The organism is Corynebacterium sp. p3-SID1194 (assembly GCF_025144155.1).
GTDB lineage: Bacteria > Actinomycetota > Actinomycetes > Mycobacteriales > Mycobacteriaceae > Corynebacterium.
Genome location: NZ_JALXWY010000009.1, coordinates 1 through 11,431 on the forward strand (window position 1 = coordinate 1; position 11,431 = coordinate 11,431).

An 11,431-nucleotide genomic window follows, 5' to 3' on the forward strand; every position below is an offset into this window, starting at 1 on the left:
TCGTCGCCGGCTCCAATTTTCGCTCCAGGGCTTGCACGTGCACCTATGCTGTGGGGGTGTGAGTAAGACGCAGCGCAGCACGCTTATCGACGGACCACTGTCCACCCTCTCCCGCTGGACAGAACCGATTTTCAACCTTCCCGAAGACGAACTGCCGTCCGGGGAGCAGCTGAACGGTACAGAACCGAAGCACGAGGTCCCGGTGCTGTATGTGCACGGGATCCACAGCCGGGCAAGCGGGTTCCGCCGCAGCGCGCGGCACCTGCGAGATAACGGCTACTGGGTGTGGGGTTTCAACTACGGGAAGATGTTCCTGCCTGGGCTGTACGGGACGGGAAGGTTGGAGGATTCGCTGGATCAGTTGCGGGCGGACGTCGATAAGGTGCTCGCGGCAACGGGGGCGGACCAGGTCGATATTGTCGCGCATTCGCAGGGCGGGCTGCTGACGAAGCTGTTCATCGCTCAAGGCGGTGCGAACAAAGTGCGACGTGTGGTGGCGATGGGCGCGAATTTCCACGGCACGGATCTAGAAGGTGCGGCCCCGCGCGTGCTCCGGCGGTTCGACCGGCATCCGGGTCTGACGAAGCTTCTTCTCAGCCCGAGCGTGCCTCAGCAACTGGCGGGATCTAAATGGATGCGCGAGAACGCTGATCCTCTACCGGATACGGACCCGTCGGTGGTCTATACGGCGCTGTATTCCAGGCGTGACACGTTGGTCACGCCGAATAGCGCGTCGACGCTCACCGCTGTCGACGGCGCTGACGTGGTCAACAGGGAGATTCCCGGCGCGCCGCTGCACCAATTGATGATGCGCGACGCGGAGATCATCGAGCTCACTCAGTGGGGGCTAGAACGCCCGACGAAAACCTCTGCTTAACCGCACTGCACGATCGGCTGCGGGTTGTACACCGTGGTCTGGGTTTCGCGGGAGAGCTCGTTGCCGGACAGGTCGCGGATGATGCGGGTGTCGGAGGTGGTGAAGCCCTGGGCACCGCCGGAGGGGATGCACTCGCCACCGGAGACGGTCTTCGGGCTCGGGGAGGTGTACGCCCAGCGCCCGCCGTTGACGGATTCGACTTCGCGGTCCTTGACGCCCTTGAGGCGGACGGTGATCTCGCCGCCGCCGAAGGCGGTCTCGATCTTCACCGGGTGCGGGGTGTCGTTTTTGAAGGCGAGGTCGATGGCGCCTTCGTAGACGGTAGCTTCGCGGCCGGCCGGGTAGCGGGAGATGTAGTAGGAGTGCGGCGTGTGGTCGACGTCAGTCATGCCCGCGAAGTAGGAGGCGTTGTACAAGGTGGTGGCGAACTGCGAGATGCCGCCGCCGACGGCGTTGCCGGCGCGTCCGTCGATGATGATGCCGGAGGACACGTACCCCTGGGCGGTGCCGCGGGGGCCGGTGTAGCCGTTGAGGGAGAAGGTCTCGCCAGGGCTGACGACGGCACCGTTGACGGTGTCGGCGACGATCGAGATATTGGTGCCGGAGGCGGAGCTGTACCCGCCGGTGGTGAATTCGCCGACGACGTCGTCGAAGGTGGCCTTGTTGGCCTGTTCGGTGGTGAACGTGGCGGGGGTGTCGCGGTAGGTGGCGTCCCAGGTGCGGGATTCGTCGCCAAGCACGCGCTCGCCGAAGTCTTTCATGGTGTCGTCCCAGCGGATCTCGATGCCGTCGACGGACGGGGTGACATCGCCGGACGCGGAGATCGTGGCGTTCTTGCCTTCTTTGACGGTGTCTTTGAGTTGCTCGGCGAAGATGCCTTGGGCGGCTTCAGCGTTGACTTCAGGGACGATGCGGTGCTGCTCGGGGTCGTTGCGGAAGGTCACGATGTCGCCGATGCGCTCGGAGTCGATGACGGCGTCGGTGTCGTCGCGGCCTTTCAGGGTCAGCGGTCCGTCGAGGGCGCGGGCGGCGGGGCCGTCGACGGCGTCTTTGACGAGTTTCTCGTTGATCGCGGGCTCGGTGACGGTGGGGTCGACCGAGACTCCGTCGGGGTTGAGCCAGTTGGAGCTCATGGCGCGTTTGAGCTCGTCAGCGGGGACGTCTTGGCCGGGCTTGGGGTCCTTGACGTCGGTTTTGCCGTCTTTGATGGCCACTTCACCGTCGGCGGGTTCGACGGTGAGGTCTGTGGCGACGCGCTCGACGGTGGGCGCCAAGGCTGCTTCGTCGGCGGTGGAGACGATGTCGACTTCTCTGGTGCGGAACAGGCCCATCAGGCGGGAGATGGGGTTGGGGGATTCGGTGCCGGCGGCGTCGATGGTGGCTTGCCAGTCGGGGCCGAGGCCGGCGCTAGCGGGGACGAATTCGGTTTTCTCGTCGCCGGCGGTGACGGTGACGGGGTCGTCGTTGACGTCGCCAAGCTCTAAGCTCAGCTTATCGACGGCCGCCGCAGGTGCCATCCCCCCGACTTCCACCCCACCGACGGCGGTGCCGCGGGGAACATTTCCCCGGTTGAACGCGAGATCTGCCAGGTAGAGCCCCAGTAGGAGGACGACGAGTCCGACGAAGAACCCGGCGGCGACTTTCACGCCGCGGCCGCTTCCTGTCCCGCGTTGGGCTTGCACACTACTCACGGGCATTAAGAGTAATGGACAACTGGGAAAAGGGAAGAATGCGGGCTAGCTGGGGCCGTCGATAAGCTGCTGCTGGACTCTGCGCGCGGCGTCGTCGATGCGCGCGGGCGGGATCTCCCCTGCTTCGACGGCGGCGACGGTGCCGTCGATGGCCTCGCGCAGCCCGGCGCCGGAGGACCACAGAGCCTGGTCGGCGCCAGCGGCGATGGCGTGGCGGGCGGCCTCAGGAGTGGGCATGAGGTCGGTGATGGCGCGCATGCCGGAAAGATCGTCGGTGACGACGACACCGTCGAAGGGCTGGCCGCCGGGGTAGTTTCCTTCGCGCAGCATGGCGTACGCGTTGGGGTTGAGCGAGGAGGGCGAACGCCCGTCGCCGACGCCGGGCACGACCATGTGTCCGACCATGACGGAGGCGTGCGGGAATCTCGGCAGGACGGCGGCGTACGGGGCGAGATCGAAGGAGTTCAGGTCCTGGATCGGCGGAGTGTGGGCAAGCGTCTGGTGGGTGTCACCGCTGGCGCGCCCGTGGCCGGGGAAATGCTTGAAAGTGGGGATGACGCCGGCGTCGACAAGCCCTTGCGCGAAGAGCACCGCGACTTCCGCGACGCGTTCGGGGGACGAGCCGAAAGCGCGGTCGCCGACGACGTCGAGGCCGGCCGCGTCGACATCGAGCAGCGGAGCGTAATCGACGTTGATGCCGTATTCCGCGAGGGTACGGCCCACGTCGTAGCCTTTGCCGCGGATCACCTCGGGCGGTTCTTGCGCGAGCTCGCGCGGCGTCGGGAACGAGCCGAGGACATCGGAATGCCGTTGCACGCGGCCGCCTTCAAAGTCGATTCCGACGGAAAACGGGCGGTCGAATTCCTCCCGCAAAGCGTTGATATTGCGGCCTTTTTCGGTGAGCAGCCCCGGGTCGGACCAGCTCGGCAGGAACAGCCCGCCTGCGCCTTGCTCGAGCGCGGCGCGCGCCTCGTCGTAGTTTGTCACGCCGACGACCATCAGCGATGCGACGCGTTCGCGCAGGTCCTCGGGCAAAGCGGGCGGCGGGGTCTCAGTGACGGTGCGCGTCTGCGTCACTTCGACGGTGACGGGTTCCGGCGCCTCGCGGGGTCCCGCGCACGCGACGCACAACACGCACGTCAGCGCGCCGACGGCCGCAGCGACAGCACGCATCGCGGGCACCCCCCTTCTTTTTGCTTATCGACGTCTCCTTCCAGATCCTATCCCCCTGGTACCCTCAATTCCCATGACCTCCGTAATCCGCTCCCGCCGCTCCGGCCAGTCCTGGTCCCGCCGCACCCTCGGCCCCGTGCTGGCCAGCTCGGTGACCGGCATCGTGCTCGGTGTCGTGGGCGTGGTGGGCATCGCGTCGTTCTCCGGGCAGAACCAGGTCCCGTCGGGCAATGCCGTGCCCGCCGATGAGGCTGTGCTCGGCGGACCGGAGTACGGCTCCCGGCAGTAAATGCCCGCGCTGCGCACCCCTTTTCGGCAACATCTGGTCGGCTGGGTCGCACTGACGCTGCTGGCGTTTTTGCAGGCGCCCGGGCGCACGGCCGCGGACACCAAATTCGACCTCACCGCCGATCCCGGCGCGTTCCTGGCCGCGGCGACGCACGCCTACACCGACCGCTTCACCCTCGGGCAGATCCAGAACCAGGCCTACGGCTACCTCTTTCCCCACGGCGCATTCTTCTGGCTGACGGAACCGCTGCCGGACTGGGTGGCGCAGCGGATCTGGTGGTCGATCGTCATGGGGATCGCCTTCTCCGGGATGGTGGTGCTGGGAAGGAGGATGGGGTTAAAGGGGGCGTCGATAAGCGTTGCTGCTTTTCTGTACGCGCTGAGCCCGCGCGTGCTGACGACGCTGACCGCGATCTCTTCTGAAGCCTGGCCCGTGGCCCTGGTGCCGTGGACGATCGCTCCGCTGCTCGCCCCGCGGCTGCGTCGGGGCGATATCGCGGCGGCCGTGATTCCTGTCGCGCTGATGGGCGCGGTGAACGCGACTGCGACGATGATGGCGTGCCTGCCCGCATTCGTGCTGCTCATCTACCGCTTAGCGTGGAAGCCGCTCGCCGGCTGGCTGCTGGGCGTCGCGCTCGTGTCCGCGTGGTGGATCGGCCCACTGCTCGTGCTTGGCCGGTACTCGCCGCCGTTCACCGACTTCATCGAATCCGCGTACGTGACCACGCGCTGGACGAACCTCGCGGAAGTACTGCGCGGCACGACATCGTGGGCGCCGTTCGTGGACACGGAGCGTACCGCCGGGCACCTGCTCGTTACGGAACCCGTGTTCGTGCTGCTCACGCTCGCCGTCGCTGCGTTCGGGCTCGCGGGCCTTGCGCTGCGGGACATGCCGTGGCGCGGGTACCTCGTCGTGCTGCTGTGCTGTGGCGTCGGGCTGCTCGCCGCCGCGCACGGGCCGCTCGGCACCGCGTGGCTTTCGCTTCTCGACGGCCCCGCCGCCCCCTTCCGCAACCTCCACAAACTCGACCCGCTGGTGCGCCTCCCGCTGGCGCTGGGCGCCGGATACGTGCTGAGCCGCGCGCGGACGCCAGTCATGGTGGCAGGAGTGCTGGTCACCGTGCTTGCGACCTCGCCCGCGTGGACGCTGCGCCTCGCCCCGGAAGGGACGTGGACGGCGGTGTCGTCGGACTGGGACGCCGCTGCTTCCTTCATTGACTCGAATGCCGCTGGGACCCGCACCCTCGTTGTTCCGCAAGCGCAATTCGCGCGGCAGACCTGGGGCTGGACGCGCGACGAACCGATCCAGGGACTGACCTCCACCCGCTTCGCCGCGCGCGACGCCGTCCCGCTCGTCGACCCCGAAGCGATCCGCGGCCTCGACGGGCAAATGGCGGCGCTTTCCCCTGAGGCCATGCGCGCCATCGGCGTCGGCGCTGTCGTGGTACGCGATGACCTGGCCTCCGGGCCTGATGCGCCGACGCTCGACGAATCCTTCGGCGAGCCCGAACGCTTCGGCGGCATCTCTGTCTACCTGGTCGAACCGCAACGCGACATGATGATCGCCGATGCCGACCTGCCCACCGTCGCCGGTGGCGGGGAGGTCCTGCCACTGTTGGACCGCACCTTCGGCTACTCGCCGCGGGAGATCGTGAGCGCGAAAGACGCCGACATCGTCACCGACACCCCCGCCTTGGCGAAGCGCAATTACGGTACTTTGACCGGCCCCAGCTCTGCTCACCTGCACGATCTGTCGGAGGGCGGCGAGATCCGCAACCGCGTCACCGACTACCCGTCTTCCGCCCGGCGCGTGGCTGTGGCATCTAAGGGCGGGAGCGTGCGGGCGTCGTCATCGGCAGCCGATGCTACGTCCTTCGGCGGCGCGAAACCGGCGGAATCGCTCACCGCCGCCGTCGACGGCCTCGACGACACCGCCTGGCACCCCACTCCCGGCGACCGCTCCCCCTGGATCGAAGTCTCCCCCGAGACACCTGTCCGCGAGATCACTGTCACCGCGACCGAGGATGTCGACGCCACCGTGAGCTGGCCCGGTGGTTCCCGCGAGGTCTCTTTCGACGCGGGTGAGCCTCTCACTGTCCGTGTCGGCGACGCTGCCGGCCCCATTCGCGTCGCACTCGATGAGCCAGCGGGCATCAAGGAGATCGACGCCGGCGTGACGCGCATCGTCGCGGTGCCCGGGACCGGCGACACGTATTTCTTCCAGCGGCTCCTGCCTGCCGACGATGTCATCCGCCGCGCCTTCACCACCGACCACGCCGCGACCTGGGAGTTGACCCACGCAGCCGAAATCGACGGCGAACATCACGACAAAGGCCCGGTCGAGCTGCCTGCGGGCGATCACACCATCGTCACCGACGCGGAGACAGTCGCACTCACCCGCTCCGAACACTCCGCCGCGTGGTCGCCTTTCGACGGCACCGTCGACCCCGCCCCCTCCGACCGCCTCATTCTGACCACCCGGTCCTTCAACGACGGGCTGCGCGGAACTGTCAGCGGCCCGGAAGGCAGCACCGACCTCGAGCCCGTGCGTGTCGACTCCGGCATGCAAGCCTTCCGCCTCCCCGCCGGCACCCACGGCACATTCACAATGAGCTTTGCCGGGGAGGGCTTCTTCCGCGCCAGTCTCATCTTCGGTGGCGCGCTCAGTCTGCTGGTGCTGGGATTGTGCGTGCTGTGGAGTTCGTGGAGCCCGCCGGCACCGCGGACGAGCGCGCGCCGCGGGGATGAGTCTCGGGATCGATCCGCGCTGGTCGTCTCGGTTGCAGCGGCCGCAGCTGTGATCGCTGCCGGCGGACTCGCAGGCGCAGCAGCCTATGCAGTGACGTTCCTGATCCGCCGGTTCACGCTGATCCCGCCGTGGGCGCTCGGCGCTGGTGCAGCGGGGGTCATGGGCCTGTGGTTGGCGCGGGCACCGTGGCCAGCTGCGAATTATGCAGGGGATTCGCTGGCGGTGACGGTGGCGGGGTGCGTCGCGGTGAGTTGTCTCGCCGCCAGTGGATGGCGGGGGACTCGACAAGCTCGTAACTGATGTAGCTCACGGCCACTGACACGGCGATGGTGAAGGCGAGCACCAGCGCGAAGTCGACAATGCTTCCGGTAAACAGTTCGCGGCCGAGGACCGGGAACGCGAATTCCAGCACGGCGACGTGCCACAGGAAGATGGAATAGGACCAGCGCCCTAACGCGCGCATGACAGGGCTAGCCAACACGCCGCGGCCCGAGCGCTGGGGAGCCAGCGCGAAGGGGACGAGCCACAAAGCAGCGAAGACGGTGCCCAAAATGATCCGGGCGTTGAACTCAGACGGGCTCGGGTGCGTCAATCCGCGCGGACCGACCCACTCCTGGCCGGCGAGCCACGCGACAGCCAGCGCGAGCAGCGGAAATAGCCAGCGCACTGGGCCGCCGATGCGGAGGCGAACACCGGCACGCTCAAGCTCGGCGCACCCGAGTCCGACGGCGAACCACGGAGCATACGACGGCGGGAAGATCTGGAGGTTGACTGGCGCGTCGAAGCCGCGAATACACCACGGCCACGCCAACCCGAACGAAACGGCAACGACGAGCAGGACCGCACGCCCGCGCTGCCCGAGCACCAGATACGCAGGCAAGACGATGTAGAACGCCACTTCGATGCACAGCGACCACATCTGCGTCAGCCCGGGCACCAGCCCGTCGGGGACGTAGATCTGCACCAAAAAGAGGTTGGCCAGCACCTGCCGCCAATTCAGCCCGGACAGGCTCGGCAGCGCAGCCATGACCACCACCACGCACACGAGGTAGGTGGGGAGGATGCGGGTGAGGCGGTGGGAGGGGTACGTCGATAAGCGTGCTTTTCCGCGCGCCAACAGGAAAGCCGATAGGGCGAAGAACACGGCGACGAAGAAATCAAAGCGCTCGAATAGCGCGCTGCCCAGCCCTGTCTGGAAGGAGACGTGCGTGACCACGATCCCGAGGGCGGCGACTGCCCGCAGGCCCTCGAGTTCGGGGAGGATTGGGTGATGCTGCTTGCTAGTGTTCGAGATACTGCAAGTGTAAAGGAGGGCCATGAAGCGGCTGTACTGGTGCGTCGCCGTGTTCGTCGTCGGCATGGTCCTGGGAACGATGGTGGCGCCGCCGATCGTCACTGCGATGAAACCGCTGGATAACCGCGTGACGTCGCTCGGCTGGACCGGGCCGGCAGACATCGCTGAAGAAATCGAGGTCAGCGGCGCGAAGAAGGACGCGACCATCACGGTGCGCGGCCCGGGCGGTGAATTCCGCGACGAGATCTCCCGCTACACAGCTGAGACGTCGCGCGGCCTGGTCTTTCTCTTCCCCTTCGAGCCGGACCGCCGCAGCTTCCGCGTCTACGACCCGGTGGGCGGCGCGCAGGGCACCGTCGATTACGTGGGCCCGGGCACAGTCGACGGCCTGCGCACCTACGAATTTCACGGCACTTTCGAAGGCGAGGACTACCACGCCGAGCGCACATTCGTGGTGGAGCGCCGCACGGGAACGCTCGTGGGCGCGACGTGGGAGACAGCTGACGGTTCATTCACGCTTGACGACGGCACGCGGGCCACCCAACTCGCCCTCGCCCACGACCGCGTGCGCGTGCTCAAATTCCTGCAATTCTTCGCGTTCCTGGGCGCGTTCATGGCAGTGCTCGCCGCGGCCGTGGGAGTGGTGATCTTTGTCCGGCGGTAGCTGGTGGTCGCGCACCGCGCTTTCCGCGTGGGGCGTCTTCCTCATCGGTGCGCTGACCTGGCCGTTCCTTCTGGCTTTCACCTCGCCCGGCGCGGCATTGGCGCTGCGCGACATGATGGTGCTACCCCACCCGGCGCTCACTCACGCGGCGGTGGGTTTCGGCGATTTACCGGCGCGGAGTGCGCCGCAGGACGGGGTGCTGGCGGTCGTCGGCAAGCTGGTGCCCGCGACGTGGTTCGTCGCTGCGCTCATGGTCGCGGGCGCCGGTGCCACGGCGTGGGTCGGCGCGCGCGTGGCCGACCGGCCGTGGACGCGCGCCGCCGCGATGACGGTCGCGGTGTGGAACCCGTTCGCCGTCGAGCGCCTCCTGCAGGGCCAATGGTCGCTGGCGCTGGCCGCGTGGCTGCTGCCCGCCGTCGCGCTCTGCCGCGGCCCCGCGCAACTGCTCGCCATCTGCGGCGCCTCCCTTACGCCAACGGGCGGGTTGTTCGCACTGATCACAAGCTTATCGACGACCCGTCGCACCCCCATCCTCTTCTCCCTTTCCGCATGCCTGCCGTGGGTGATTCCTGCCGTGCTCAACGCCGGCGCCGGCACTGGTCCGGGAACCGCGTCCGCCGCATCCGCTGCCGCTTTCGCCCCGCGCGCGGAGACCTTCACCGGCACCCTCGGTGCACTGGTCGGCATGGGCGGCATCTGGAATGCCGACGCCGTGCCTGCATCCCGCTCCGCCGGATTCGCTGTGGCTGGCATCGTGTTGTTCGTGGTGCTGTGCCTCGCGTGGCGGCACGTGCCGCTCCGTCTGCTAGCTCTCGCAGCCTGCGGTTTCGCTGTTCCGCTCATCTCGTGGCTGCTGCCCGGCGCGATGGCGTGGCTCGTGGCGACCATCCCCGGCGCCGGCCTGCTTCGCGACGCCCAGAAATTCGTCGCCCTCGCCCTCCCCGCCTTCGTCGTCGCCGCCGCGCGCCTCGACCGCGTGGATCTGCGCTTGCCTGCCGTTGCTCTGCTGCTCGCCGTCGTCCAGGTCCCCGACGCCCCGCGCGCTATCGCCGCTCTCGCACCCGTGCACGTGGCTGTGCCTGATATCGACCACCGCGGCCGCGACGTGTTTTTCGACTCCCGCCCCCACCTGCTCACCCGCCCCTCCGACGGCATTCCCATCGTCGACCCCGCCACCAAGGCGATGAATGTCGTCGAATCCGGCGAACTCATCGTCGACGGTGTCCGCGTGGACGAGCCGTCGCCGCGCTGGCGTGCCGCGACCGATATCTTCGGCACGACACCCCGCCCGGAGCTTCCCTCCGACGCGGACTTTTCGGTTCAGCTTTATTATTCGGACCCGCAGGTCGCGCTCGTCGTGCACCCCGACGGCACGGTCGAGGACACCGGCTACCCCGCCCGCGCTCTGCCCCGCACCGGCATCGCGCTGCTGGTGTTGTGGTTTCTGTTGCCGCTTTTCGCGTTCGCGCCGTGCTTGCGCCGTGCTTGCGCCGTTCTTCGCGCCTCAGATCGCCGCAGATGTGAACCCTAAAACTTAGTTACCCCAGGTCGTGGTTTGAGAGTCAATATTGCCGACCTGGGGAAACTAATTTTTGGGGTTAACATCCTGGCTGGCCGACGACTCGGCGAAGCAGTGAGGCGAATTTCCGGCCGGTTTCCGGCCAGGAGTAGTGGGCGGCGCGGGAACGGGCGGCGTCGCCAAGCGATGCGCGGCGGGCAGCGTCCGCGACGAGGGTGCGGACGGCGGCGCGGAATTCGGCTTCGTCGTCAACGAGGATGCCGGTCTCGCCATCGACGATGGAATCGCGCAGGCCGCCAGCTTCGCGATAGCCCACGGTGGGCACGCCGTGCTGGCCGGCCTCGACGACGGCGATGCCCCACCCTTCCTTCGCGGACGGCATGAGGTGCAGATCGGACCGGGCGAGCAGGGCGTGTTTGAGGTCGTCGCCGACGTGGCCGTGGAAGATCACGCGGTCGCCGAGGTCCGCGGCGTACGTGCGTAGCTGGTCTTCCCACCAGCCGGAACCGACGATGTCGAGCACGACGCCGGGCAGGTCGCGGACAGTGTCTATGGCCTGCTCGATGCGCTTGTGCGGCACGAGGCGCGACAGCACGACGAGGTGGGTTTTACCGTCGGGCTGCAAAGCAGGAAGGTCGGCGGGGACGGGGTCGACGCCGTTTTCAATGATGGCGATGTCGTCGCGGTTCACGCCGAGCGCGACTAAGTCCGCACGCGACGCTTCCGACACAGTCACGTACTGCGCACCGCGGTACACCCAGGGCGCCAGTTTCGACTCGAGGAACCAGCCCAATCGCCCGATCACGGGACCAGCGACGGGCCATTGCTCCTTGTGGCAATGGTGGGTGAGCAGCACGACGGGTTTGCGCGTGAACAGCCGCGCGAAGAACGGAATGCCATTTTGCGTATCGACGACCACGTCCGCCCCACTCCCCCACACCGCGAAAGGCGCACGCAGATAGACCGTGTATTTGCCGCCGAAGCGTTGGAAACGGATGCCGTCGCGAAGCGAGCGGTGCGGCGCGTCCGTGTGGCTGGCGGTGCGGTAGATCACCTCGTGCCCCTGACTGGCCAAGTACGCACCGACGCGCTCTAAGTAGCGTTCGCTGCCACCGCCTTGGGGGTGGGTGGTGTCGCGCCAGCACAGCAAGAGGATCTTCATCCCGGCTGATCTTA

The 11,431-nt window shown here is 67.5% G+C and carries 8 protein-coding genes and 1 pseudogene; 5 read left to right on the forward strand and 4 right to left on the reverse strand.

Annotated elements, in window-relative coordinates; genetic code table 11:
* Positions 1 to 58: 58 nt before the first annotated feature.
* Positions 59 to 877, forward strand: a complete 819-nt coding sequence (locus M3G19_RS07285; protein ID WP_259901953.1) for an alpha/beta fold hydrolase — start codon at positions 59 to 61, stop codon at positions 875 to 877.
* Here the strand turns inward: M3G19_RS07285 and M3G19_RS07290 are convergent.
* Complete coding sequence (locus M3G19_RS07290) at positions 874 to 2,559, reverse strand: VanW family protein (protein WP_259902020.1); 1,686 nt, start codon at positions 2,557 to 2,559, stop codon at positions 874 to 876. The genes M3G19_RS07285 and M3G19_RS07290 overlap by 4 nt on opposite strands.
* A 54-nt stretch (positions 2,560 to 2,613) precedes the next feature.
* Positions 2,614 to 3,741, reverse strand: a complete 1,128-nt coding sequence (locus M3G19_RS07295; protein WP_259901954.1) for a glycoside hydrolase family 3 N-terminal domain-containing protein — start codon at positions 3,739 to 3,741, stop codon at positions 2,614 to 2,616.
* A gap of 73 nt (positions 3,742 to 3,814) precedes the next feature.
* Between M3G19_RS07295 and M3G19_RS07300 the strand changes: the two genes are divergently transcribed.
* Positions 3,815 to 4,030, forward strand: coding sequence for a DUF2613 domain-containing protein (locus tag M3G19_RS07300; protein ID WP_210573934.1), 216 nt, complete (start codon positions 3,815 to 3,817; stop codon positions 4,028 to 4,030).
* Entirely contained in the window at positions 4,031 to 7,078 is a 3,048-nt protein-coding gene (locus M3G19_RS11900; RefSeq protein ID WP_311198340.1) for an alpha-(1->3)-arabinofuranosyltransferase family protein, read from the forward strand.
* Positions 7,079 to 7,142: 64 nt separating this feature from the next.
* Here M3G19_RS11900 and M3G19_RS07310 read toward each other — a convergent pair.
* Positions 7,143 to 8,138: pseudogene (locus M3G19_RS07310) on the reverse strand (acyltransferase family protein); the annotation flags it as partial.
* Here M3G19_RS07310 and M3G19_RS07315 point away from each other — a divergent pair.
* Positions 8,095 to 8,736 (forward strand): DUF3068 domain-containing protein, encoded by a 642-nt coding sequence (locus M3G19_RS07315; protein WP_259901956.1) that lies wholly within the window; start codon positions 8,095 to 8,097, stop codon positions 8,734 to 8,736. The pseudogene M3G19_RS07310 and the gene M3G19_RS07315 overlap by 44 nt on opposite strands.
* Positions 8,723 to 10,267: a hypothetical protein gene (locus tag M3G19_RS07320; RefSeq protein WP_259901957.1), complete on the forward strand. Its 1,545-nt coding sequence runs from the start codon at positions 8,723 to 8,725 to the stop codon at positions 10,265 to 10,267. Before M3G19_RS07315 ends, M3G19_RS07320 begins: the two co-directional genes overlap by 14 nt.
* A gap of 67 nt (positions 10,268 to 10,334) precedes the next feature.
* On the opposite strand, the gene M3G19_RS07325 is transcribed toward M3G19_RS07320, so the two are convergent.
* Positions 10,335 to 11,417: a glycosyltransferase family 4 protein gene (locus M3G19_RS07325; RefSeq protein ID WP_259901958.1), complete on the reverse strand. Its 1,083-nt coding sequence runs from the start codon at positions 11,415 to 11,417 to the stop codon at positions 10,335 to 10,337.
* Positions 11,418 to 11,431 lie beyond the last annotated feature (14 nt).

Excerpts from the sequence above, each read along its gene's own strand:
- M3G19_RS07295 (WP_259901954.1), bottom strand. The coding sequence starts at position 3,741 with ATGCGTGCTGTCGCTGCGGCCGTCGGCGCGCTGACGTGCGTGTTGTGC.
- M3G19_RS07300 (WP_210573934.1), top strand. The coding sequence starts at position 3,815 with ATGACCTCCGTAATCCGCTCCCGCCGCTCCGGCCAGTCCTGGTCCCGC.
- M3G19_RS11900 (WP_311198340.1), top strand. The coding sequence starts at position 4,031 with ATGCCCGCGCTGCGCACCCCTTTTCGGCAACATCTGGTCGGCTGGGTC.
- M3G19_RS07315 (WP_259901956.1), top strand. The coding sequence starts at position 8,095 with ATGAAGCGGCTGTACTGGTGCGTCGCCGTGTTCGTCGTCGGCATGGTC.
- M3G19_RS07325 (WP_259901958.1), bottom strand. The coding sequence starts at position 11,417 with ATGAAGATCCTCTTGCTGTGCTGGCGCGACACCACCCACCCCCAAGGC.